Source organism: Pseudalkalibacillus sp. Hm43 (genome assembly GCF_054170705.1).
Genome location: NZ_CM135129.1, coordinates 3,556,353 through 3,582,300, shown reverse-complemented (window position 1 = coordinate 3,582,300; position 25,948 = coordinate 3,556,353). Strand labels below are relative to the sequence as shown.

The 25,948-nt window shown below is 41.5% G+C and carries 22 protein-coding genes, 2 tRNA genes and 1 pseudogene; 1 reads left to right on the top strand and 24 read right to left on the bottom strand.

The annotated features are described in order from the left end of the window. Positions 1–108: 108 nt before the first annotated feature. From ACXQIQ_RS18555 to ACXQIQ_RS18445, 23 genes and pseudogenes are all read right to left on the bottom strand, one after another. Positions 109–831, bottom strand: a complete 723-nt coding sequence (locus ACXQIQ_RS18555; protein WP_458026130.1) for an amino acid ABC transporter ATP-binding protein — start codon at positions 829–831, stop codon at positions 109–111. A gap of 32 nt (positions 832–863) precedes the next feature. Then, a complete protein-coding gene (locus ACXQIQ_RS18550) occupies positions 864–1,523 on the bottom strand; it encodes an amino acid ABC transporter permease (protein ID WP_439300908.1) in 660 nt (219 codons plus the stop codon). Positions 1,524–1,646: 123 nt separating this feature from the next. Further along, on the bottom strand, positions 1,647–2,456 hold the full coding sequence (locus ACXQIQ_RS18545; RefSeq protein ID WP_439300909.1) for a transporter substrate-binding domain-containing protein: 810 nt from the start codon (positions 2,454–2,456) through the stop codon (positions 1,647–1,649). Between the two features lie 324 nt (positions 2,457–2,780). Then, positions 2,781–3,368, bottom strand: a complete 588-nt coding sequence (yihA, locus tag ACXQIQ_RS18540) for a ribosome biogenesis GTP-binding protein YihA/YsxC (RefSeq protein WP_439300910.1) — start codon at positions 3,366–3,368, stop codon at positions 2,781–2,783. Continuing rightward, positions 3,365–5,683 carry an endopeptidase La gene (lon, locus tag ACXQIQ_RS18535; protein ID WP_439300911.1) on the bottom strand — a complete coding sequence of 773 codons (2,319 nt, stop codon included), beginning with the start codon at positions 5,681–5,683 and terminating at the stop codon, positions 3,365–3,367. Before lon ends, yihA begins: the two co-directional genes overlap by 4 nt. A 215-nt stretch (positions 5,684–5,898) precedes the next feature. Further along, complete coding sequence (lonB, locus tag ACXQIQ_RS18530) at positions 5,899–7,566, bottom strand: ATP-dependent protease LonB (RefSeq protein ID WP_439300912.1); 1,668 nt, start codon at positions 7,564–7,566, stop codon at positions 5,899–5,901. A gap of 213 nt (positions 7,567–7,779) precedes the next feature. Beyond that, entirely contained in the window at positions 7,780–9,057 is a 1,278-nt protein-coding gene (gene clpX, locus ACXQIQ_RS18525) for an ATP-dependent protease ATP-binding subunit ClpX (protein ID WP_439300913.1), read from the bottom strand. A gap of 333 nt (positions 9,058–9,390) precedes the next feature. After that, positions 9,391–10,686: a trigger factor gene (gene tig, locus ACXQIQ_RS18520; RefSeq protein WP_439300914.1), complete on the bottom strand. Its 1,296-nt coding sequence runs from the start codon at positions 10,684–10,686 to the stop codon at positions 9,391–9,393. Between the two features lie 94 nt (positions 10,687–10,780). After that, entirely contained in the window at positions 10,781–11,851 is a 1,071-nt protein-coding gene (locus ACXQIQ_RS18515) for a tetratricopeptide repeat protein (RefSeq protein WP_439300915.1), read from the bottom strand. Between the two features lie 169 nt (positions 11,852–12,020). After that, a tRNA-Arg gene (locus ACXQIQ_RS18510) sits at positions 12,021–12,097 on the bottom strand. A 187-nt stretch (positions 12,098–12,284) separates the two neighbouring features. After that, positions 12,285–12,358 (bottom strand) — tRNA-Gly (locus ACXQIQ_RS18505). 85 nt (positions 12,359–12,443) lie between these two features. Beyond that, positions 12,444–12,959 carry a metallophosphoesterase family protein gene (locus ACXQIQ_RS18500; RefSeq protein ID WP_439300916.1) on the bottom strand — a complete coding sequence of 172 codons (516 nt, stop codon included), beginning with the start codon at positions 12,957–12,959 and terminating at the stop codon, positions 12,444–12,446. A 274-nt stretch (positions 12,960–13,233) separates the two neighbouring features. Next, positions 13,234–13,827 carry an XTP/dITP diphosphatase gene (locus tag ACXQIQ_RS18495; RefSeq protein WP_439300917.1) on the bottom strand — a complete coding sequence of 198 codons (594 nt, stop codon included), beginning with the start codon at positions 13,825–13,827 and terminating at the stop codon, positions 13,234–13,236. Beyond that, a complete protein-coding gene (rph, locus tag ACXQIQ_RS18490) occupies positions 13,824–14,573 on the bottom strand; it encodes a ribonuclease PH (protein ID WP_439300918.1) in 750 nt (249 codons plus the stop codon). The genes ACXQIQ_RS18495 and rph overlap by 4 nt, the downstream gene beginning before the upstream one ends. A 143-nt stretch (positions 14,574–14,716) precedes the next feature. Further along, entirely contained in the window at positions 14,717–15,799 is a 1,083-nt protein-coding gene (locus ACXQIQ_RS18485; protein WP_439300919.1) for a GerMN domain-containing protein, read from the bottom strand. Positions 15,800–15,924: 125 nt separating this feature from the next. Next, complete coding sequence (gene racE, locus ACXQIQ_RS18480) at positions 15,925–16,719, bottom strand: glutamate racemase (protein ID WP_439300920.1); 795 nt, start codon at positions 16,717–16,719, stop codon at positions 15,925–15,927. A 26-nt stretch (positions 16,720–16,745) separates the two neighbouring features. Continuing rightward, on the bottom strand, positions 16,746–17,162 hold the full coding sequence (locus ACXQIQ_RS18475) for a MarR family winged helix-turn-helix transcriptional regulator (protein ID WP_439301980.1): 417 nt from the start codon (positions 17,160–17,162) through the stop codon (positions 16,746–16,748). 374 nt (positions 17,163–17,536) lie between these two features. Continuing rightward, positions 17,537–19,255: a phosphoenolpyruvate--protein phosphotransferase gene (gene ptsP / locus ACXQIQ_RS18470; protein ID WP_439300921.1), complete on the bottom strand. Its 1,719-nt coding sequence runs from the start codon at positions 19,253–19,255 to the stop codon at positions 17,537–17,539. Continuing rightward, on the bottom strand, positions 19,255–19,524 hold the full coding sequence (locus ACXQIQ_RS18465; protein WP_439300922.1) for a phosphocarrier protein HPr: 270 nt from the start codon (positions 19,522–19,524) through the stop codon (positions 19,255–19,257). Before ACXQIQ_RS18465 ends, ptsP begins: the two co-directional genes overlap by 1 nt. A 15-nt stretch (positions 19,525–19,539) precedes the next feature. Beyond that, positions 19,540–21,618 carry a glucose-specific PTS transporter subunit IIBC gene (gene ptsG / locus ACXQIQ_RS18460; protein ID WP_439300923.1) on the bottom strand — a complete coding sequence of 693 codons (2,079 nt, stop codon included), beginning with the start codon at positions 21,616–21,618 and terminating at the stop codon, positions 19,540–19,542. A gap of 209 nt (positions 21,619–21,827) precedes the next feature. After that, positions 21,828–22,667, bottom strand: coding sequence for a glucose PTS transporter transcription antiterminator GlcT (gene glcT, locus ACXQIQ_RS18455; RefSeq protein WP_439300924.1), 840 nt, complete (start codon positions 22,665–22,667; stop codon positions 21,828–21,830). 141 nt (positions 22,668–22,808) lie between these two features. Continuing rightward, positions 22,809–22,895 (bottom strand): annotated as a pseudogene (locus ACXQIQ_RS18450) (helix-turn-helix transcriptional regulator); the annotation flags it as partial. A 20-nt stretch (positions 22,896–22,915) separates the two neighbouring features. Then, complete coding sequence (locus ACXQIQ_RS18445; RefSeq protein WP_439300925.1) at positions 22,916–24,478, bottom strand: recombinase family protein; 1,563 nt, start codon at positions 24,476–24,478, stop codon at positions 22,916–22,918. A 384-nt stretch (positions 24,479–24,862) separates the two neighbouring features. Here ACXQIQ_RS18445 and ACXQIQ_RS18440 point away from each other — a divergent pair, with 384 nt between their 5' ends. Further along, the gene (locus tag ACXQIQ_RS18440) at positions 24,863–25,267 is read left to right on the top strand and encodes a helix-turn-helix domain-containing protein (RefSeq protein ID WP_439300926.1); all 405 of its coding nucleotides are present in this window, start codon (positions 24,863–24,865) and stop codon (positions 25,265–25,267) included. Between the two features lie 350 nt (positions 25,268–25,617). On the opposite strand, the gene ACXQIQ_RS18435 is transcribed toward ACXQIQ_RS18440, so the two are convergent. Then, on the bottom strand, positions 25,618–25,902 hold the full coding sequence (locus ACXQIQ_RS18435) for a hypothetical protein (protein WP_439300927.1): 285 nt from the start codon (positions 25,900–25,902) through the stop codon (positions 25,618–25,620). Between the last annotated feature and the right edge of the window lie 46 nt (positions 25,903–25,948).

Below are 25,948 nucleotides of genomic sequence, written 5' to 3'. Positions count from 1 at the left end.
GGTTGGGTGAAAACGCGAAATCGAGCAAGTCACCCCACTAAAGAGAATCCTCCTGGCAATTTGATAAAAAAACGAGCTCAATCCCGATAGGATGAGCTCGTTTTTTACTTATAGTATAGAACTAAGGAAATCTTGTGTTCTCTTTTCTTTCGGATCGTTGAACAATTCTTGTGGATGACCGACTTCTACGATTCTGCCGTCATGCATATAAAACACCCAATCTGCGACTTCCTTCGCAAAGCCCATCTCGTGGGTTACAACGACCATGGTCATACCTTCCTTGGCCAGTTGCTTCATCGTAGAGAGAACCTCACCGACCAGCTCGGGGTCCAATGCAGAGGTCGGTTCATCAAAGAGCATGATATCCGGTTTCATCGCTAAAGCTCTTGCAATCGCAACACGCTGCTTTTGACCACCCGACAGCTTGGACGGATATACATTCGCTTTATCTGCAAGACCGACCTTATCCAACAATTCTTTTCCTTCTTGAATGGCTTTGGCTTTATTCATCCCTTTGACCATAGTAGGTGCTTCGATGACATTCTCCAATACCGTTTTATGGGGGAACAGATTGAAGTGCTGGAATACCATTCCGACCCTTTCTCGAACTTTGTTCAGATTATCGCTCTTCGGATCGATTTCCTTTTCTTCGATGATAATTTTTCCATCATTTTTGATTTCCAAGAAGTTGAGGCACCTTAATAACGTACTTTTACCGGAACCACTGGCTCCGATCAGGACGACCACATCATTCTCTTTGACAACCATATCAACGTCCTTCAATACATGTAAATCGCCGAATTTTTTATTTAGCTTCTCGATTTTGATCATTTCTCGTTTTTCGCTCAAATCCATTCACTCCTTTAATCGCTTGCTGATAGCTTGTTTTCCATGACACTTACGACTGCTGTCAGTAAGAATACGAGAATGAGATAGTAAACTGCAACGATCAAGAGATATGTCATGGAGTCAAAGTTGTTGGAACCTGCTGTTGTCGCCACATTGAAAAGCTCGTACATTCCAATGAAAGCAGCCAATGAGGAGTCTTTCAGACCGATGATGAATTGGTTGCCTAGTGGTGGCAATGCTCGACGGAATGCTTGAGGCAGAATGATTCTTCTCATCGTCAAAGCTGAGGTCATCCCGAGTGAACGACCAGCCTCCATTTGACCCTTATCAATTGATTGGATCGTCCCACGAAAGATTTCCGCAATGTATGCCCCGTTATGGAAAGCTAATGCGAGTGTTGCAGACCAAAAGCCTGAAATGTTCATCTCGGATAATCCGAAATAGAAGATGAAGATTTGAACGATCAATGGCGTACCACGAACAATATAAATGTAGATGTTTGCAATGACTTCAAGTACTTTTACCTTTGAAATCTTCAATAGTGCAAAAAATAATCCGATAAAAATTGCGATTAAGATCGAAACGGCCGTAACTTGTAACGTTAAGAGCATCCCTTTGAAGAATACAGGATAGCTCTCAATGAATGTTTGGAAAAAGTGTGAAAAACTTGGCAAAGTGTATCCTCTCCTTCAGCATCTGGTTAAGTTGCGAATTCAAAGTTAGTAAGCTAAAGATCTTATTAAGAAACGAATGTGCGCAAACTCTTTTGCGCACATTCTTGAATGGAAACAGATAGATTACTTACTTTCTTCTGGATCTGTTGTGATGTCTTCACCGAAGTACTTCTTACTCAATTCCTCCAGTGTTCCATTTTCACGTAGTTTTTCTAGTGCTGCGTTGATGTCTTCTAATAGTTTGTCATTTTCTTTCGCAACTGCGATCGCTTGCTCACTTCTACCAAGTAATTCTTTTGCAACAATATCAAATCCATTACCCATCGCTTCCTTACCGGTTACGAAATCGGTAATGACAGCATCATGCTTCCCATTACTTAGTGCTTCTAGAGCAGTAACGTCACTGTCATAAATCTTGATATTGTCTGTCAATTCTTCAGCTGTTTTTGCATATGTCGAACCTTTGGAAACAGCAATCTCTTTACCTTCTAAGTCCGCTTTCCCTTCAATATCACTATCTGGTCTTGTGAAAATTTGCGGTCCAGAATAGTAGTAAGGTGTAGAAAAGTCAACGGCTTGCTTACGTTCATCCGTTATCGTATGACTCGCTACCGCAGCATCGAATCGTCCCGTCTTGACACCTTCGACGATACTTGCGAATTTGAATTTCTGTTGATTCGGCTCTAATCCGAGTTCTTCCGCAACAGCTTGCGCGACATCGATATCAAAACCGGACATTTCACCTTCTGCATTGGTTGTACTGAACGGAGCAAATTCCCCGGATGATGCGAAAGTGAATTTACCATCTTCAGCGAGTTCGTAGTCACTGCCTCCCTCGCTTCCCCCTGCATTATCTCCTTCCGATCCGCCACATGCAGCCAGAAGCAATGAGAATGCTAATAACAATGTTGCCCATAGACTTAATTTTTTCATTCTGTTTTGACCCTCTTTCTACTGATTTTTTGGATACATCCACCGCGAGAAACATACAGTGATACTAAGGAACGCCCCTTAAAATGGTGAATCTTCCGACAATTACCACCATGTATGTATACCCTATTCTAAGGCTACATACACCTTTATTCTCTTTACCTCTGTACATTTCCCATATTTCTTAACTACGGTAAATCCCATTTTACTGGAAGTATCCATAACACTACCTTCTACATAAAAACAAAAAAACCTCCCTGTTTTTTAAAAACAAGGAGGTTCAGACCCTTCAAATAGGTCGAATGATGTATAAGAATGGCCTTCCTATTAAGACCTCAAATAGCTTTCAATGGTAGACCATACTTTTTCTTTCCCATAAGAAGTTTCAGATGAGAAAACTAGAATCGGATCGTCTTTATCCAACTGTAGCGTTTCTTTGATTTTTTTGACATGCTGTTGATGTTTCCCTTTTGGAACCTTATCCGCTTTTGTGGCAACGACGATGACCGGGATATCGAAATGTCTCAGCCAGTCGTTCATCAGCTGATCGTCCTTTGATGGTGCATGACGGATATCGACCAACAGTACGACTGCCTTCAAATCTTCACTCTCCATCAGATACTGTTCAATCATACGTCCCCAAGCATCACGTTCTTTTTTCGATACTTTTGCAAAACCATAACCCGGAACATCCACAAAGTACATGATGTCATTCAACAAGTAAAAGTTGAGGGTCTGGGTCTTACCTGGTTTCTGAGACGTTCTCGCAAGGCTTTTGCGGTTGATCATCTTGTTGATGAAGGATGATTTCCCTACATTCGATCGTCCTGCCAGTGCAATCTCTGGCTTCTGGTCGTTTGGATATTGTTCTTTTTTTACTGCGCTGATGATGAGCTCAGCTGTATTGATTTTCATTCTTTTTCCCCTATCAATGCTTCTTTTAATACTTGATCCAAATGTGAGACAGGTACGAAGGTTAGATCCTTCTTCACACTATCCGGAATATCGTCCAAGTCTTTCTTATTCTCTTCAGGATAAATGATTTTTTCTAGACCTGCCCTGTGGGCACTCAATGTCTTTTCCTTCAGGCCACCGATCGGCAACACTCGACCTCGGAGTGTGATTTCACCGGTCATTCCGACTTCTTTTCGTACAGGACGGTTCGTTAGAGCCGAAATAAGCGCAGTCGCCATCGTTATACCTGCAGATGGTCCGTCTTTCGGTGTAGCACCCTCTGGTACGTGTATGTGGATATCATTCTTCTCAGAGAATTCTGGATCGATGTTCAGTTCCTCCGCTCTTGAACGGATATAACTGAAGGCTGCTTGAGCAGATTCCTTCATCACATCTCCCAGCTTACCAGTCAGGGTGAGTTTACCTTTTCCAGATGAGACGGAAACCTCAATCGACAGTGTGTCTCCACCTGCTGTCGTATAAGCGAGACCGGTTGCTGCCCCGATCTGGTCTTCTACTTCTGCTTGACCGTACCGGAATTTCGCTTTTCCAAGATAGTCTTCAATATTTTTTTCGGTAATGATGACGCGTTTCTTATCACCCGACACGATCTGCTTCGCTGCTTTCCTGCAAAGGGAAGCAACTTGCCGCTCCAAGTTACGGACACCTGCTTCACGTGTATAACGGCGAACGACTTCCAGAATCGCTTCATCGCGAATTTGTACCTTCCCTTTCGTCAAACCGTGTGCTTCTGTTTGTTTCGGAACGAGGTACTGTTTGGCGATATGAAGCTTTTCGACTTCGGTATATCCTGCAATCTGGATCAATTCCATACGATCGAGCAATGGACCTGGAATTGTTGAGATGTTGTTCGCAGTCGTGACGAAAAGTACTTTCGATAGGTCATAAGGCTCTTCAATGAAATGATCACTGAACGTATTATTTTGTTCAGGGTCAAGCACTTCCAGTAATGCAGAGGATGGATCGCCACGGAAGTCATTGGACATTTTATCGATTTCATCCAGAAGGAATACTGGATTGACGTAACCTGCTTTTTTCATCCCCTGGATGAGGCGCCCAGGCATTGCACCGACATACGTTCTGCGGTGACCTCTGATTTCTGCTTCGTCCCGCACTCCACCTAGTGAAATACGGACAAACTTACGTCCTAACGTACGAGCAATCGATCGTGCAAGGGACGTCTTTCCGACTCCAGGAGGACCTACTAGACAAAGAATCGGTCCCTTCAATGAATCCGTCAGCTGTTGCACAGCCAAATATTCAAGAACACGCTCTTTGACTTTTTCCAACCCGTAGTGATCTTCATTTAAAATGGTTTCTGCATGATGGATGTCCAGATTATCTTCTGTTTGTTCCACCCAAGGAATCGTCAGCAACCAATCGATATAGTTTCGGATCACAGAACTTTCCGCAGAGGTTTGAGGCATCTTTTCATAGCGGTCCAGTTCCTTCAACGCCGTTTCCTTCACGTTTTCAGGCATTTGGGAGTCTTCGATCTTTTCTTTCAGAGAGGTTACCTCTCCGGCTTTCCCTTCTTTGTCGCCGAGCTCTTTTTGGATCGCTTTCATCTGCTCACGTAGATAGTACTCTTTCTGTGTCTTTTCCATTGATTTCTTGACACGTTGACCGATTTTTTTCTCCAGTCCGAGTACTTCTTTTTCGTTATTCAAGATCTTGATGATTTTATTCAATCGTTCTTTGATTTCTAACGTTTCTAGAATTTCTTGCTTCTGCTTGATTTTAAGCGGCAGATGAGAGGATACGACATCAGCAAGTCTGCCCGGCTCTTCAATATCTTGTACGGATGCGAGCGTTTCGGCCGTCACTTTTTTCGAAAGGTTTATGTACTGTTCGAAATATTGAAGCAGCATTCGCATCAATGCCATTTCTTCGGAATCCGCTTCCTGTCGTTCTTCAATCAGTTCTACATTAACTGCCATATATTCTTCCTGCTCATTGAACTGATGGATTTTTCCACGTTGAAGACCTTCAACAAGCACTCGGATGGTTCCGTTTGGAAGCTTCAGCATCTGATTGACCTTTACAAGCGTCCCCATATGATAAATTTCATCTTCCGTTGGTTCTTCTATGGCCACTTCTTTTTGAGTGGATAAAAAAATCTGTTGATCTTCCATCATCACCTTTTCCAATGCCTGGACAGATTTCTTCCGACCTACATCCAGATGGAGGACCATGCTTGGATAGACAAGCAGGCCTCTGAGTGGCAACAATGGGATTTCTCTAGTTTGAGCCATAGAAACACACCTCCAAATTCTATTTCAATCACCCTATAAACCGGCTTCGATTATGTATGTGATTATAGGTATTTCATCTTATCAATTTTACCCGTAATTCATTGGTTTGTCTAATGAGACACAACCTTCTTTACCACTAGAATCGTACACATAAACTCACACACATTTATTATGTACAATACCTTCTGGACCTATCGACAAAAAAAGCCCTCACCTCAGACAACCTTCGGTGAGGACTCCTGTGCTGAAATTTCTTCCACTCTTTCTTTGTGATACTGACCTTTGAACACTTGTTCCAGGACTTCTTCGAGGTGTTCGACGTACTTGATTTCTATCCCCTGGATTTCTTTCAGAATCGATTGCTGATTTTCTTTCGGTACGAAAACCGTTTTGACGCCAGCTTGGCTTGCAGCAGATACCTTCGCGAAGACACCGCCGACCGGCTTCACTTTTCCGTGGATGCTGATTTCTCCAGTCATTGCAATTGTATTATCCACTGCTATCCCTTTGATAGCTGAGTAGATCGCAGTCGCAATCGCGATACCTGCAGATGGTCCGTCAACTGGCGCACCACCTGGGAAATTGATGTGGATATCGTAGTTGTTCGCTGGCACGCCCATTCTTCTTAGCACAGTGAGCACGTTTTCTACTGAGCTCTTCGCAAGACTTTTCCTGCGGATCGATTTCGATTGGCTGCCGATGCTCTCTTCCTCTACGATTCCCGTAATCATGATCGATCCTTTTTCTTTAGACGGGATGACGGTCGCTTCAAGCTCAAGAAGCGCCCCAGTATTTGGTCCGTAAACAGCTAGACCATTGATATATCCGACACGTGGAACGGTATGGATTTTCGATTCCATTTTCGGTGAAAGCTGGCTGGAATGGAGCACCCATTCGATGTCCTCTTTCGTCAGGTTGTTCCGATCTTCTGTAATGGCTAATCCAGCCGCAATCTGCACGCTATTAACCGCTTCACGACCATTTCGAGCATATCGGGATAAGAGTTCTAATGCATCCTCTTCTATTGTAAAACTGATTTTTTCTACTGCACGCTTGGCAATTCGAACGATATCATTAGACGAGAGTTCTTTGAAAAAGATCTCCAGACAGCGAGAACGGATTGCAGGAGGAATCTCATCTGGTGTCCGAGTCGTCGCACCAATCAGACGGAAATCCGCCGGCAGTCCATTTTGGAATATATCATGGATGTGTTGAGGGATCTGATTGTTTTCCTCACTATAATAAGCACTCTCCAAGAACACTTTCCGGTCCTCAAGTACTTTGAGAAGCTTGTTCATTTGAATCGGATGCAGTTCCCCGATTTCGTCAATGAAAAGGACGCCGCCATGGGCATTCGTTACTGCACCTTGTTTCGGTTGAGGGATTCCCGCTTGTCCCATCGCTCCGGCTCCTTGATAGATCGGGTCATGGACCGAGCCAATGAGTGGATCTGCGATACCACGTTCGTCGAATCGAGCAGTTGTTGCGTCGAGTTCAACGAATACAGCAGTAGGGCGGAATGGTGAGCGTTTGTTTTTCTTCGCTTCTTCCAGGACGATACGAGCAGCAGCAGTCTTCCCTACCCCTGGAGGTCCATACACGATGACGTGCTGCGGGTTAGGTCCGCATAACGCTGCTTGGAGTGCACGGATCCCTTCGGCTTGACCGATGATTTCATCGAAGCGGGATGGCCGTACTTTTTCCGATAAAGGCTCACTAAGCGAAATGCTCCTGAGCTTTCTCAACTGATCCATTTCTTTACGGGATTCTTTATCTATAGAGACTTTCTGTGTTCGCTGGTTCCTCAATAAGTTCCAAAAGTATAGCCCGATGATGACACCAAAGAATAGTTGGATGATTAACGCGATTCCTGTCCAACTCATGCTTTCCCCTCCTGTATGTATGTTGATTATCCACTAGTATCTCCGAGCATGGGGCGGACTAAACGTTCAGATTTGGCAAAGAGTCAGATGAAGTTGGGACAGAAGGAGCTATTCATTACTATCGACAGGATTTTTTCCATTGATAGGGATGAATACCTACTTATACGTAAAAAAAAGCATCCCCATGTTGGGGATGCTTTTAGCATACAATGATCATGCACTTTCTTTTGGTGTTTCCTTCTTACCTTCCACCACTGTTCCATCTTCAAGAACAAGTTGTGGTGCGACTTTATCAGCAACCGTTTCTGCCGTGATGACACATTTGCTGATTTCTTCACGTGAAGGCAGATCGAACATGACATCAAGCATGATGCCTTCAATGATCGAACGCAATCCACGTGCACCTGTTTTACGCTCGATCGCTTGCTTCGAGATCTCACGAAGTGCATCTTCTGTGAATTCAAGTTCTACATCGTCAAGCTGCAAGAGCTTTTTGTATTGTTTGACAAGAGCGTTCTTCGGCTTCGTCAAGATTTCAACAAGTGCTTCCTCATCCAGTGGAGTCAAGCTTGCTGTTACTGGAAGACGACCGATGAATTCTGGAATCAATCCGAAACGGAGCAAGTCTTCAGGCAATACTTTAGATAGGTATTCGCCTGTTTTCAAGTCTGCTTTTTCAGAAGTTTCCGTACCGAATCCGATGACCTTCTTACCAAGACGGCGTTTTACGATCTGTTCGATGCCATCGAAAGCACCACCACAGATGAACAAGATGTTCGTCGTATCGATCTGGATGAATTCTTGATGAGGATGCTTACGTCCACCTTGTGGAGGAACGCTTGCGACTGTTCCTTCCAAGATCTTCAGTAACGCCTGCTGGACACCTTCACCAGATACGTCGCGTGTAATAGATGGGTTCTCGGATTTACGGGCAATCTTATCGATTTCATCAATGTAGATGATTCCACGCTCTGCTTTTTCCACATCGTAGTCTGCAGATTGGATCAACTTAAGTAGGATGTTCTCGACATCTTCACCAACATAACCCGCTTCAGTAAGAGATGTAGCATCCGCAATCGCGAACGGAACATTCAAGATACGCGCAAGAGTTTGTGCGAGTAACGTCTTACCGCTACCAGTAGGTCCGATCATGGCGATGTTACTCTTTGCAAGCTCAACGTCATCCGCTTTCTTAGAAGCATTGATACGCTTATAGTGGTTATAAACGGCTACTGAAAGAGATTTCTTCGCTTGATCCTGACCGATGACATAATCGTCAAGGATTTGTCGGATTTCTTGCGGCTTCGGTACATCCTTGAACTCCACATCTTCTTCAGTGCCGAGCTCTTCTTCTACGATTTCTGTACAAAGTTCGATACATTCATCACAGATATAGACACCTGGTCCTGCAACCAGTTTACGTACTTGGTCTTGTGTTTTACCACAAAAAGAACACTTCAATTGTCCTTTTTCTTCGTTAAATTTAAACATCTAATCACCCCTAAGAATGGTTTGGATGAATTGTTACTTTTAGTTATTTGTCATCATGTGTTTTTTACACATTGAAACATTTCCAATATGTGTTGAGTAACAAAACGTTCTTTTGATGAAACTATTTTATGTATACGATTTTATCACGAAGAAACGTAAAACAAAAACAATAAAGCTTTTAGTATGTCAAAAGTTTGCTGGTGATATGTATCAGTATAGTCATATTTCCTTAATGCGATTCCTCTAAACCAAAATATTTATTTTTTTGGTTATTTGTTACAAAACAAGGCACGAATAATCGCGCCTTGTTCTGTAATCAATCTTTCTTATATCTTATGCAACAGTCTTGCTGTTCTCTACAAGAAAATCAATTGCTTTACGTACCTTCAAGTCACCTTTCAATAGGTCAGGTCCGCCTTGCATTGCAAGCATCTGTTTCATTTTGTCAGTTTCCATTTGGTACATTTCAGCCATCTTTGTGATTTCTTCTTCAACTTCTTCGTCGCTCACTTCGATGTTCTCTGTTTCAGCAATCGCTTCAAGAGTCAAGTTTGTACGAACACGCTTTTCAGCGTCTTCTTTCATTTGCTCTTTCAATTGATCTTCTGAAGTTCCAGAGAATTGATAGTACATGTCAAGGTTCATACCTTGCATTTGAAGACGTTGGTCGAATTCTTTCATCATACGATCCAATTCGCTCGTTACCATCGCTTCTGGCACATCGATTTCTGCGTTTTCAGTTGCTTTTTGAACGAGTTGATCTTTCATTTCGTTCTCAGCTTGAGTTGATTTTTCCTCTTGAAGACGATTTTTGATCTTTGTCTTCAACTCATCAAGCGTTTCAACTTCTTCATTTGCATCCTTTGCAAACTCATCGTCAAGCTCAGGAAGCTCAAGTTGCTTGATTTCGTGGATTTTCACTTTGAAAGTAGCTTCTTTACCTGCAAGCTCTTCTGCATGATACTCTTCAGGGAACGTTACAACAACGTCTTTTTCTGCTCCTGCTTCTTCCCCTTCAATCTGCTCTTCGAATCCAGGGATGAATGAACCAGAACCGATTTCTAGAGAGTAGTTCTCAGCAGTTCCGCCTTCGAATGCTTCTCCATCAACATATCCAGCAAAGTCGATGACAACCGTGTCACCACTTTCTACTTTACCTTCTTCTTTAACTGAAAGTTCAGCGTGTTTCTTTTGCATTTCAGTCAATTCGTTTTGAACATCTTCGTCAGTCACTTCAGTGTCTTGCTTTTCTACTTCAAGACCTTTGTAGTCTCCAAGCTTGACTTCCGGTTTTACCGTTACAGTCGCTTTGAAGATCAAGTTCTTGCCTTTTTCCATTTGCTCGATGTCAACGTCTGGTTGATCAACAGGCTCGATTCCTGTTTCTTCAATTGCTTGACTATAAGCGCTTGGAAGTAGGATATCCAATGCATCTTGGTAAAGAGCTTCTACACCGAAACGCTTTTCGAACATAGAACGAGGTACCTTACCTTTACGGAATCCAGGTACGTTCACTTTCTTAACGACCTTTTTGAATGCTTGGTCTAAAGCTTCGTTGACACGTTCTGCATCAACATCAATGGTTAATACACCTTGGTTGCCTTCTTGTTTTTCCCATTTTGCACTCATGACTAAATTTCCCTCCAACATTTATCTTCTTAAAACTTCATTAACGTTCAAATGAGTTTACAACCACTACATTATAACACATGAACACTGGTTTTCAACTATTCGGCTGATCATCGGGTAATCCGATGTCTTTCATCGAAATACGCTCTATTTCAAGGATTTTTTCAACCACTTGTTCAACAGATGCTTCTTTCAAAGAAAAGGCTACCTGTAGCTCATCACTATCAAACTCGATGCCATTCATTCGATGTGCAACTTCCAACACACCAACTGCCCATAGTTGTTCGTTCAAAGGCTCGGGTTGGAATGGGTAGATCATAAATAAGTAATGGTCCCAAATTTGTACAGCCATCTCCATTAACGTAGGATTGTTCTGTTCTAATTCGTGAACGATGATCTTTTTGACTAGACGGTAAAATTGTCCGTCCGGTATGTCATGAAGTTCACTCGGTTTAACATCCATTGTTTTTCCGAATTTATGTATGTGGACCGTTTCATTTGCTTCGCCATCCTTCAACATCTGTAAGACGATCGTTTTCAATGAAGGATTTGCATCAGGATATGTAAGGTATTTCTTCAATTCTGTTCGTATGGTCGGGTGGTTTGGATCCTCAATGGACTGGACGGCTTGCCATTGTTGTTTGGAATCCTCGGACTTCAGCTGCTCTGCCAGTCGCTCCAACTCGTTTTGGGAAATGGACTTCGGCATGCTCTCATATGTCTCATCGTTATTGGAATCCTCTTCAGCCATTTTTCTACTGAAATAGAGTAATTGGTAGAAGTTTTCAGCCATTTGAGGTGGCAAGCTATTCTCCTGTATGACTGCTTCCAATATGTCGACCACTTCTTCATAATCTGCAAGTTGGATCAGAATCGATATGTATATTTGTAGAACATCGTAATATTCCCCGATATCCTTTTTCAATATCTCATCACACTTGATCTTGGCCTCTTGCAAATGACCTAATTCGACCAAACTTAAGACAACACCTATGTTTCCTTGCGGATGATCAGGTTCCATCTCAATCAATTGCTGGAAGTAATCCAGCGATTCTTTGAACTTTTTTTGTTTAAGGGCTGACATTCCTTTATTCACAAGCTTAGCAGTAAGGTTTGGGAAGTAAACGATTTTGCTGTCACGCGGCCCTTTACGGTGTTTTTCCAATTCAATCTCCCCGCTTTTCAATCGCTTAAAGCAAGTTTAGCAGTTTAATCTTGTAAAAACAAATGTAACCTTTCCCCTAGTATTACCATGTGTCTTTACATATAAAATGTCGTACAAAAAAACGCTTCCCTTCTTTTCTATGAAGAAGAAAGCGTCAATATGTATGAGATGGCGTCCCAGGAGCGATTCGAACGCCCGACCGACAGCTTAGAAGGCTGTTGCTCTATCCTGCTGAGCTACTGGGACTTAATAAAAGATATAAAACTAAATTCAAATCCTGTCCCTTCCTCTACAAGTATCTCATTTGTAGTCTATCCGTCGGGACAACTCGTTGTGAATACTCGATGCTTCGCTCGTTGCTGAGCTACTGGGACTTAATAATAAGATATAAAACTTGTTTCAAATAAAAAAGGACTTGATCTAGTTGTATAAATGGAGCGGGTGATGGGAATCGAACCCACGACCAGAGCTTGGAAGGCTCTTGTTTTACCACTAAACTACACCCGCGCATCAATCAGCGACAATAATTAATATATCGCATATCAACCAAAATGTCAAAGACTTTTTTAGGGTCGTGGGGGGCCCAATCCATTTATAAATGATACTCTTTTGAGAGTTCGGTCAACTCATTTCCATTGAATTCAAAGAAACGAACTTTGATATGACTTCGATCTTTGCATTCACAAATCGCATACGTCTTTTCCCTTCGACCACGAGGTAAACGGATGCTGCCGGGATTGACGAAGACGGTGCCATTCTTCTCAAATGATTCTGCCACATGGGAATGACCGAAGAAAGCAAGGTCTGCGTCATATTCCTCTGCCTTATAAGCCAGATTCATATACGACATTTTGACATTGTACAGATGACCATGTGTGACAAAGAGTCGGAATCCCTGTTCCTCCACGAGTATCTCGTTTGGAAAATCATCATGACCAAGATCCATGTTGCCCTGTACATTATGGAAATGACGAAGATGTTCATGGTCTGATTCCAACTCTGAATCACCACAATGAATCATCACATCTACCTGATTTTTGTGTAACTCCTGGATTTCCTTAAGTTCTTTTGATAGTCCATGACTGTCACTTACGACTAAGACATTCATTTTAAGGTCCTCCTTTTTAAAAAACGTTGTTTTTGCAGTCTTTGTTACCTTGAAAGTCGTTGATTTCCGATCCAGGATGCTCGCTTTCCGCGGGGCGTGCGGTGAGCCCACTCGTCGCTTTACGACATTGATTGGTCTCACCTGTCCCGCTGATCCCGCAGGAGTCTCGCACCTTGCTCTCCAATCAACTTGCACTAGGTGATTATTAAAAGCAACAATCTTTTAGAAGAGAGCCTTAATAAAAATACCAACGTTAAATTATAATCAATATAAATTAGAAGATATCATCCCACTGATTACGTAGCTTTTTCAAAGCATTGGATCGGTGACTGATTTTGTTCTTTTCTCCAGGTTCGAGCTGAGCCATCGTCTTATTTAAAGAAGGGACATAAAAGATCGGATCATATCCGAAACCATGCTCCCCTATTTTCTCTTCAGTAATGACACCTTCACAAGTGCCTTTCACGATACTTGTCTCTTTCCCTGGTTGGGCGATCGCTAAAACTGAAACAAAGCGCGCTGTACGTTCAGACTCATGAACTGACTTCAATTCATAAAGCACTTTATCCATATTTGCTTGATCGTCTTTCTCTTCTCCCGCATATCGCGCGGAGTATACTCCTGGTCTTCCATCTAAAGCATCAATGACCAGACCAGAATCATCAGCGATCACAGGCTGATTGAAACGTTCAGCGATGGCTTCAGCTTTGATCGTCGCGTTTTCTTCAAACGTTGTACCGGTTTCTTCGATCTCATCGTGAAAATCAAGGTCACGTAATGAAACGACGGACACGTTGAACTCCTCGAACATCGAGCGAAACTCTTTTACTTTTCCTTCATTATGGGAAGCTATAATGATTTCCTTCATGATTGCGGATCACCAATCGAATGCTGAATGTCACCAAGTGCTTCTTTCTGGATATCAATTAGTTCTGTAATTCCTTTGTCTGCTAGTTCAAGTAATGTTTGAAGCTGCTTATAAGAGAAAGTCGCTTCTTCCCCCGTACCCTGTAATTCAACGAATTCCTTCGCTCCCGTCATGATGACGTTCATGTCCACAAGTGCCTTGGAATCCTCTTCATAACAAAGGTCCAGAATTTCGCCCAATTCAGATGCTACACCTACAGAAGTTGCGGCGATGAATTCTTTGATCGGCATTTTCTTGATTACACCTTGCTCAACGAGACCATTAAAAGCAATCGCCATCGCAACAAATGCTCCTGTAATACTTGCTGTTCGTGTACCACCGTCTGCCTGGATGACGTCACAATCGATCCAACAAGTACGTTCTCCCACTGCATCCAAGTCAACCACTGATCGCAGTGCACGTCCAATCAATCGTTGGATTTCCATTGTCCGTCCTGAAACCTTGCCTTTACTGGATTCTCTGATGTTCCGCTGCTCTGTCGCTCTTGGTAGCATGGAGTATTCGGCTGCAATCCAGCCCTTTCCTTGATTTCTCATGAATGGCGGTACGCGTTCCTCGATACTCGCGTTACAAATCACCTTCGTATCCCCTACTGAAATTAAGACCGATCCTTCTGGGTGTTTGACGTATTCGGTTTCTATATGTATGTTTCTCAATTGATCGTTTGATCGTCCATCCGTACGCATATCGCTTCCTCCTCTATGTTTCGAACACTATCGGTTAGTATGACCAACTTCAACTAAAATTTTCGAGAACTTCATCCTTTACATAGGAAAAAGGCGGCTATAATAACCGCCTCAGTTCTTACTTATGGTAACATATTTATATTTTAAAATTCTACTTTATTCACATTAACAGGTCTTGAGACAGGTTCTGTCAGTTTCTTGCCTTCCTCGTTCATTACTTCACTTTTTCCATCCACTTTCACTAAGACTTTATCGACACCTGCAATCTCAGTGAGTGACAAGACGAGAGAATTCAAGACCGCATCCGAGATCGCTGTGTTACTCTGTTCACTCAAGATCGCTTCATTGAAATTCAACGTCACGACTCCATCCTCTTCGACTGGAGCACTGACTAGTTCAACCGTGTTTCGGAAGTCTGTGAGTAGGCCGGATTGAAGCGCTGGCCCGTTCAACAACTCGTCAACGGTTGTTTTCACTAGATTGTCTTTTCCAGAAACGACTCTTGTGACAGGCACATAATAATACTCCTTACCATTCTGACCGATGAAATAGACCGTGACTGTCTGACTACCTGTGACATCGACAACGCCATTTGTCTCAATGTTGATTCCGTCTGACCGACTGACGCTATCCCCGATCGGTGTTTGGTTGACCGGCATCACTTTTTGGTCGATACCATTGATACGAATTTTTACTGCTGATACATTATCAAATTGAGTAAGCGTGTACGTTAAGGATTGGAGGATCTTCTGCTCATCTTCTGGAGCATACTCTTTGAACTCCTCTGAAAAATCGACGACTGCAATGCCTTGATCAATGTTCACATCCAACACTTCAGTTCCCGCTGGTAAAACGGCTCTCATGCCATTCGGGATCATGTTCGATACTTTACCATCTTTGACGAGATGCTCGACAACCTCTTTTGCCGGTTCTTGTGATAATGGCAAGTTCATCGTCTGAGGGACAACCAGCCCATTTTCATCAATTAAGTATACTTGCAATTGTTGAGCGTCTGTCGCTCCTGCTGGTGCATCTTTTCCATGAGCCATTGCATCCTTGTCTTCCCCATTCTCATCAAGTGACTCCCCATCTTCAAGGTAATTCACTTCTTGAGGTGGATCGATTTCATTATTTGTTTTTTCCGTTAACAGTCCACATCCTGAAGTTCCGATTAATAGGCCTGTTAAAAGAGAGATGAATACGATTCTTCTCTGCTTTTTTCTCATTCCTTTCCCTCCCACAGTGGTTTGTACTACTATATATACGAGCTATTCGCCCGATTAGACCAACTTGTATTATTTTAGAAAATGGAATGTAAAAAAAAAGAGCATCCCACAAAGGGAATGCTCTACTACAATTCGATATGTTCAATGTACTTGACGCTTTGGTCAAACCACTCTCTCGAAAGTCTATTGAAAATCTCACTAGATCCAGTCGTAAAAAACCGGTGTTCAGGCATTTGATCATCTGTATTCAGCAAATCGTTATAATACAAAATCGTACTTACCTCCCGAGCGGTTTCCGCACCAGATGATATGATCGTTACGTCGACACCCATGACGTCTTTAATCACTGGCATCAAGATCGGATAATGTGTACAGCCTAATATGAGGGTATCGATCGGCAGTTTCATAAGCGGTGCAAGCCGTTCATAAACGACTCGTTTCGTATTTTCTTCATGAAGCATCCCGCTTTCGACTAATGGTACGAATTCAGGACACGCCAAACTATGGACGTTCACCTTACTATCTATGTTATGCAACGCTTGCACATAGGCTTTACTATGGATGGTTCCCTCTGTGCCAATGACCCCGATTTCCCGGTTCATCGTAACTTTGATAGCAGCTCGTGCGCCAGGATGGATGACACCGACCACGGGAATCTCTAAGGATTGTTGGGCTTCTTCCAATACAGCTGCAGTCGCTGTATTGCAAGCAATGATCAACAGCTTGATATCCTTCTCCAATAAATAATCAATCATATTCCATGTAAAAGTCCGCACTTCTTCTAATGGACGCGGTCCGTATGGACAGCGGATCGTATCACCTAAATAATAGATTTTCTCTTTGGGCAGCTGCCGCATCACTTCTCGAGCGACCGTCATACCACCTACGCCAGAATCAATAATTCCAATCGGTCTTTTCAAGTAAACCCCTCAATTTCTATGTATGTCTAGTTCGGATGATACATATCCATCTTGTCATACAGCAGATGCAGACTTTGATGGAGGTTTTCGATCTCTTGATCCGAAAACTGTTCGGTCAACTCTTTTAAATAATTCTGTCTTCGCTTGATGACCTCTTCTATTATTTCGTACCCTTTATCGAGTTTCTGTATGCGGACGACGCGACGGTCTTTCGGGTCCCGAATCCTTTGTACGAGACCGTTCTTTTCCATACGGTCGATCAGATCCGTCGTTGTACTGTAGGCGAGGTACATTTTATTGGATAAATCACCGATTGTCATTTCATTTTGTTCAAACAACCATTGTAATGCAACGAATTGTGGTGGGGTAATTGAGAAATCGTTGAGGATTTCTCTCCCTTTTTGTTTAATATGTGCTGAAATCATTCTTAATGCTTTTTCCATTTCATTGATTTTTTCTTGTTTTAAATCCAAAGACGTAACCTCCTGAACATACTGTTACATCTATTTTGATTGGTTTAGTCGTATTTTTCAACTTTTATTATTTTGTCCTTGCAACTATCGTGGAGAATCAAAGGCTTTCAGTCCTTCATTTTAGTAATATCTCCATTTGAGGGATAGATTCAGCCGCTTTCTATCCTTCATTTCAGGGAAACCTCTATTTGAGGGATAGAATCAGTCACTTTCTGTCCTCCATTTCAGGGAAACCTCCATTTGGGGGATAGATTCAAGGCTTTACGATTCGCCTAATCTCCAAAATCACAATATGACGGTACAAAAAAACGCCTGACTCCTACTTTAGAGTCAGGCGGCTTTCTTTATTTCAAAAAATGCTCTTGTACGTATTCTTTTACTTTTTGATCAGAATCCATTTCAAGGATGGCTTCAATATGAGAAGCGATCGTCTCTTTGCTCAACTTTAGAAGCTGTGAACGTGCTGGCAGGATGGATGTCGCACTCATGCTGAATTCATCCAGTCCAAGTCCGAGTAAAATCGGAATCGCGATTTCGTCTCCAGCCATTTCACCACACATACCAGCCCATTTGCCTTCCTTGTGTGCCGCTTCAATGACACTTTTAACAAGACGTAAAATCGCCGGGTTGTATGGTTGATAAAGGTAGGAAACCTGCTCATTCATCCGGTCAGCAGCCATCGTGTATTGGATGAGATCGTTCGTTCCGATACTGAAGAAATCCACTTCTTTGGCAAAAATGTCAGCCATGACTGCAGTAGAAGGAATTTCGACCATCATACCAATCTCAATCGCATCAGAAACTTCCACATTTTCCGATTGAAGCTTTTCTTTCTCTTCCATCAAAATTGCTTTTGCTTGGCGGAATTCGTCCAATGTAGCAATCATCGGGAACATGACTTTCAAGTTTCCTAACGTACTTGCTCTAAGCAGCGCGCGCAATTGAGTACGGAAAATATCTTGCTGATCAAGGCACAACCGAATCGCTCGGTAACCGAGGAATGGGTTCAGTTCCTTCGGAAGGTTCAAGTAAGGAAGCTCTTTATCTCCTCCTACATCCAGTGTTCGGATGACAACTGGCTTCCCTTCCATTTGTGAAAGGACCTCTTTATAAGCTTCGAATTGCTCTTCTTCTGTCGGCAATTGGTCACGGTTCATGTAAAGGAACTCTGTGCGGTATAGACCGATTCCTTCTGCACCGTTATTCAACACACCAGGAAGATCCTTCGGTGTCCCGATATTGGCTGCCAACTCCACGTGTACATCATCAGAAGTGACCGTACGCTCGTTGACGAGCTTCGCCCATTCCTTTTTCTGCTCGAGAAATTGGTTCCGTTTCTCTTCATAAGTGGATCGCTCTTCTTCGGTAGGATCGATGATGACCTCACCATCAATACCATCAATGATGACGATCGTTCCATTCTCGACAGAGTCGGTGATCGTTTTGGTTCCGACAACAGACGGAATTTCCATGGAGCGCGCCATGATTGCGGAGTGGGAAGTACGTCCTCCGATATCTGTTGCAAATCCTTTGACGAATTGGCGGTTCAATTGTGCTGTATCAGAAGGCGTCAAGTCATCGGAAATGATGATCACTTCGTCCGTAATCATACTTGGCGTATTGAATTCAACTCCCATAAGATGAGCTAAAATACGCTTTCGAACATCACGGATGTCTGCTGCTCTTTCCTTCATATATTCGTTGTCCATATTTTCAAACATGGAGATGAACATACCTGTGACTTCATCAAGAGCGAATTCTGCGTTGACGTTCTTTTCGTTGATTTTCTTTTTCACATTATCGATCAGTTCTGGGTCTTGCAAGACAAGAAGATGGGCAGCAAAGATTGCTGCCTTATCTTCTCCAAGTTCTTTTTCAGCATGGTCTTTGATCGCTTCAAGTTCATTCTTCGATTTTTCAATCGACTCTTGAAACCGTTCGACCTCTTGAGCTGGATTTTCAACCACTTTTTTCTCGACGTCAAGAGCTGGATTTTCAAGTCTGAATGCTTTTGCGATCGCAATCCCAGCTGATGCGCCGATACCTGTAATGCGTTGACTCATTACTCAGCCAGTCCTTCTTCCTTCAAAAGATTGCTGAGTGCAGACAATGCGTCTTCTTCATCATTTCCGTCTGCCTTGATTGTGATTTCAGAACCTTGCTGAATACCCAGGGACATGACACCCATGATCGACTTCAAGTTTACTGCTTTTTCTTTATGGACCAATTCGATTTCTGAACTGAACTGCCCTGCTTTATTGACCAATGTAGTTGCTGGTCTTGCGTGAATTCCTGACTCACTTGTTACTGTGAATGTTTTTTCTGCTGCCATAATGCATCTTCCTTTCTATTTTTCAATTGAGATGATGTCTTCTTCACCGTGGTCTACAGATCCAGACTTCTCTATTGTTACTTTTTCTCCATCTTGAAGATTTGTAAACACGATCGGTGTAATTGTTGATTTTGCATGTTCAGCAATGTAGTCAATATCTGCTTTCATCAGCTCTTGACCTTGCTTCACTTCATCACCTTGCTCAACCATTACTTCGAATCCTTCTCCCTTGAGGTTGACCGTATCAATACCGAAATGGATCAGGATTTCTCTTCCATCGGTCGTTTCCAATCCAATCGCGTGCTTGGTTGGGAATACGTTCATGACCTTCGCATCAGCTGGCGAAACGACTTTGCCATCTGATGGCTTGATCGCGAATCCGTCACCCATCATTTTTCCAGAGAACACTTCATCTGGTACTTCAGTGATCGGAAGGAGCTCCCCTTTGATCGGAGCTACAATCGAAGCTTTTTTCGCATCGATATCTGTTGCAAGTGCTTCTGGACTTACGTCTTCAATCTGCTCTTGAACTTCTTCTTCAGGGTTCGTTTCCACTTTACGCGGGCGTTTACCCTTCATGATGTCTTGCATTTGCGATTTGATGGAGTCGGATCGAGGACCAAAGATTGCTTGAATATTGTTCCCTACTTCCAATACTCCAGATGCACCTAATTTTTTCAATCGGTTCTTATCGACTTGCTTCACATCGTTGACGGAAACACGTAGACGCGTGATACAAGCATCCAAGTGAGAGATGTTCTCTTGTCCACCAAGTCCTTCAAGGATGTTATATGGAAGATCATCAGCTTCACCAACTGGTGAGCCATCTTCATCGTCTTCTTCAACATCTTCGCGTCCAGGCGTCATCAAGTTGAACTTACGAATCGCAAATCGGAATCCGAAGTAGTAGATGACCGCAAAGACCAATCCTACCGGAATGACTAGCCACCAGTTGGTTTGCGGGTTGATGACACCGAACAGGATGAAGTCAATCAAACCACCTGAGAATGTCATACCGATTTTGACATCTAACAAGTGCATCGTCATGAATGACAAACCAGCAAAGATCGTATGGATACCGAACAATACGGGTGCTACGAATAGGAATGAGAATTCAATTGGTTCAGTAATACCAGTCAAGAAAGAAGTCAATGCTGCAGAAGCCATGATCCCTGCTACGACTTTCTTACGTTCTGGTCGTGCTTCATGATAGATCGCAAGTGCTGCAGCTGGTAATCCGAACATCATGAATGGGAATTTACCTGTCATGAATGTTCCTGCAGTCAAGTTTTCAACACCATCTTTAATTTGTTCGAAGAAAATACGTTGGTCACCACGTACGAGCTCCCCAGCTTCATTCGTGTAAGAGCCAAATTCAAACCAGAACGGTGCGTAGAAAATGTGGTGCAGTCCGAATGGAATCAACGCACGCTCAATCACACCGAATACGAAAGCGGAAAGGGTCAAGTTCGCATGAACCATGTTTTGTGAGAACGCGTTCAAGCCATCCTGCACTGGTGGCCAAATGAATGTCATGATGATTCCGAGTATGACTGCACTTGCTGCAGTTGCGATCGGAACAAAACGTTTCCCAGCGAAAAATCCTAAGTAAGAAGGCAATTCAATATTGTAAAATTTGTTGTACATATAAGCGGCTACGATACCGAGTATGATACCGCCGAATACCCCAGTCTGTAATGTGGGGATCCCTAGGACAAGTGCAAAAGCCGGATCGACATTTTCCCCCGTCACATCTGCAATTTCCAGACCTTCAATCACGCTCATCGTGACATTCATGATCAAGAATCCTACAGTTGCAGCAAGACCTGCTACTCCATCACCACCGGCTAATCCGATGGCCACCCCAACAGCGAAGAGTAAAGCCAAGTTTCCGAATATGATTCCACCAGCCGATTCCATGACTGAAGCAATCAGTACCATCACGTCATTCTCTAAGAATGGCGCCATTTTAAGTAACGTTGGGTTTTGCAATGCATTACCAAACGCAAGGAGCAGTCCTGCTGCTGGTAAGATCGCAACCGGAAGCATCAATGCTTTACCGACTTTTTGTAACGTACCAAACGCTTTTTGCATTCTCTTTACCTCCATTGACAGTTTTTATAGTTTCACAATAAAAAAGAATACGTTTACATCATTGTGCTAGCAGGTGTTAAGAAAAATAAAAAAGGCATGAGTAAAGAACGAAACACAGCTAAAAAATAGGTTCCCCCATTTTCTGTATTTCAACCTTCTTCACTCATGCCTGATCGAATCAGTAACACGTAAAGTTCGTGTATTCTTTTTTATTGAGATGAAAGCCTTTGCAAATGCATTGTTAGATAAACTGCTTCAGCATCTGAAACCGTCTTACCTAACTGACGTTGCAATACTTTCATTAGTTTCCAAGCAGTATTGTAGCACACCGGGTATTCTTCTTTCAAGACTTTTGCTAATCGATCTTGATTCCCGACTTGTTCTCCTGATTCGATTCTGTTGATGCCCCGACGGAGATGTTGGATCAACCGCATGTAATTGATGCTGCTTTTATCAATCGAAATCTCTAATTGTTGCTCGATCATTTGAATCAGCGTATTCATCAATTGGGAGTACCTGTTGATCTCGGAAAGAGAACGGTTGGTTGCTGCACTGTGTAGGTGAAGGGCGATGAAACCTATTTCGCCATCAGGTAAGTGCACATCCAGGTGCGCTTCGATCATTTTGACAACCTCTTCCGCAGCCGAATATTCCTTCGGATACATCAATTGCGTCTCTTTCAGGAACGGATTGACGATGTCCAGCCCTTGCTGAACTCTTTTTATGGCAAAGGCTATGTGATCCGTCAATGCGATATGGATGTGTTCATCGAACTTGACACCCAATTTTTGCTCGCTGTATTGGATGATGTCGTTCATGACTAGAATGATGGATTCATCAACTTGTGCGACGAGCTGCTTATACTGATGTTGTTTCTCCTCATCCTTCATCACATAGAGCTTGTCCGCATCAGAGGATTCCAGCTGATCGCCCGCTTTTTTGGAAAAACCGATTCCTTTTCCAATCAACACAGCTTCTTGTTCATCTGGACTCTGCGCGATGACCACATTATTATTGAGTACTTTAAGTATTGTATAATGGGCAACCATGTCATGCCATTCCTTTCAAACAAAACAACCTTATGAAACGTCAACATCATACCGAATCCAACCGGTAACGTCAACTTTTATGCTAAAACCTTACAACAACAAAAAAAGAGCGGCTTTCACCTTTATGAAAGCCGCAAACCTCTAAATTTCCAACTCGCCAAGCCGCAGTAGCTCGACGACAGCCTGGGAGCGCCCCTTGACACCTAACTTCTGCATCGTATTCATGATGTATTTTGAAACACAACAAACTAATCCAAGAAAGTGTAAATTTCCACACTTTGATCAGGCATTATGACTAACTTTTCTATCAGCCGTTTTAACGTTAAGTGAAGATCATCAAAGCTCTCATATGATAAAGTTTGTAACTCTACAAGTGCATCTCTAATATTTTGCTTGTACTGCTCATGGTCTTCTCTTCTAGAAAGTTTATCTTCAATACTTTCCATCTTTTTATTTAGGTTAGAGATTTCTCTTTCATAATGTTTTTTTTCAAACTGATATTGTTTTTCATCAAGTTCATTTTTCATCCTTTGCTTTCTCAACTCAAACAGGAACATCCTATTCTCTTCCAATGAACTTTCTATACGAGTTTTTTCCTTATTATTAAGGATGTGATTTGCTTCACCTTGTTGTATTTTAGTCTTCTCCAATTCTTTATCAATGTCAATTCTGGATTTTAATTTTTGTGCAACCTCTTCAATTACAGAATCTCTAAAATCATAGTAAGGAATATAATTGTTATTATCACAACCCTTTTCCCCTAGCCTTCTCCGCTTAGAACAAATTAAATAACGGTATTCCTTACCATCTTTCAGATTTTTTCCATTTTTGCTCTTCATTGTGACCATACTCGAATTACAACTACCACAAAAAATAAATCCGCCAAAAACATTGACTTTTTGTCTTGGACCTCCTCTTTTTCCTCCACTACGTCTCCTTCGAATTTCTTGTGCAGCTTCAAATAACTGATCATCAATTATTGGATCCCAATTCTTCTCTTCGTTACGATTCCATAACTCTTTAGAATTAAGTTTTTGTACTTTTTTTCTATTGGTCATATTACTTAAATCATCATAAACCTTAACAACTGCAAATTTGTTATAAACGTTTCTTCCTGTATACGCTTCATTGGTAAGTATTCTGTTTATAGAGCTGATACCCCAAAGTCCATCTTTAGGTGAGGGAATTCCTTCATTGTTTAGGCATTTTACAATACTCTTTTCACCCATATTTTGGTGAACATATAAATGAAATATTCTTTGTACAATCTCTGCCTTTTCATTTATAACTAATGTTTTGCTAGAATCCGTTTTCTTTTTTGTGTATCCATATGGAGCAAAAGAACCAGTAAAGTTTCCTCGTTTTGCTGATTGTCGTTTGCCTCTTCGAGTTGATAAGGAAATTTGTTCTGCTTGTTGTTGGGCCATCATAGAAAATAAAGTGAATTTCATTTCCCCTTGGTCGATTTTTGAGTCATAATTTTCTTCTATTGATATCAGTCTGATACCAAGTGCATCGACGAGTTTACGCTTTAAGTTCAATGCATCAAGTTGATCACGGGAAAAACGAGAAATAGAAGCAAAAATCAATGTATTAAACTTTTTATTTTCTGCATCTTTAATCATTCGTTGAATTTCTGAACGTCCTAAAATATTTGTACCAGATGATCGATCTTCATATGTGTATATAATATTAAGGTTCTCTTTAATAGCTTTTTCTTCACATACCATTCTTTGATGTTCTGGCGAATCTTTTTGTGTTGCTTTTAATGTTGATACACGAACATAACTTGCGGTAATGTCGTTTTTCATAAGCATCTCCTTTAACATTGACAAAGCCCTAGTCATTATGTCTAGGGCTTTGTTGTTACTAATATTCTAATGAGTATCATCTTACTTAGCAATAGCTTTTTTTACTGTGGAGTCAACAAGTTCTTTAATGATTTCATCTGGAGATTGGTTTTGATTTTCAGGTCTTCTGTAAACGAATATAAACTTCGCTTTCTTTTTCAATTTACATCTCCCCCGTACATTCTATATCTATGAAGAGAATTACTTGTCTTAAAACACGATTTTGTGTTATATGTATTGTGTGTTGTGCGTTATTTTTATATGGTCATGTTATACAACAAGTTCATTAAGAATGTAAGAGGTAAACAGAAAAATTTTAAAAAAACTTTCTTAGAGGTGAGTAAATTGTCAATTGGTCAGTTAATAAAAAATGAAAGGTTAAAAAGGGGATATTCAACCAGAGAACTTTCGACAATGATTAAAGCAAGCCCTTCATTTATTTCTCAGGTTGAAAGAGGTTTAATAAAGTACCCAAATAAAGGCTACCTTGAGAAAATCGCAGATATACTAGAGATAAATTTAGAAAAACTATTATGTGATGAGACACATAAAGAAGACCTTTATACACAATCAGTCTTAATAACAGATTTAACCGAATCATTTAAATATATGGATCGGAAAGATATTAAGAAAATGCATAAAGTCATTTTTGAAAATAGAGACTTACTTTTTGACATAGCTTCATTAGAAAAGAATGAGATAACAACGGTAAGAAGATTTGTGAAATTTTTGTTGGAACGTGAAAAATAATCTTTTCCAACAAAAAACGAGCTAGTATTACCTAGCTCGTTTTTAATAACTACGGAATTATTTTCTTATCAACTTGATTTAATAATAATTTCCTTTTTATATTTTGACTAGGACACCAGTAAATCGGATTATTGTAACCATCTATTTCAACAATTGTAACCCATAACCCATTCACTTTCTTAGGAGCATAGGTTTTCTCTGCGTTTTTCAATCTCACTCGTGTACCAACATTTATGCCATTCCGTTTATATATTAGAGTACAATAACCACAGTAATAAGGTGGCTTTTCTAAGCTCTCTCCATAACACTTTCCACAATACGTACATCTATTTATTTATAACACCCCACTTTTACTTAATAATCATTTTTACCTTATTAATTTTAAACCAAGATCTAAATCTTTTAAGTGCGTACTCCTTAATGAGCACTACTTCTAAATTATCATTATCAAAAAGCTCAACAGATTCCTTTGCTCCACAGTGACTTCCAATACTAACATTAAGAATTTTCCCATCATCACAGTTATAAACCACACAAATATTAAATATTGGACCCTGTATTGACTTTATGATGCAGTTGTATAAAAATTTGTTTCCGTGCTCACTTATTAAATCATCGTATTCATATTCAGGCATGTCTAACCTCCAAAAATATGTGATAATTATATATTACACTAGTTAC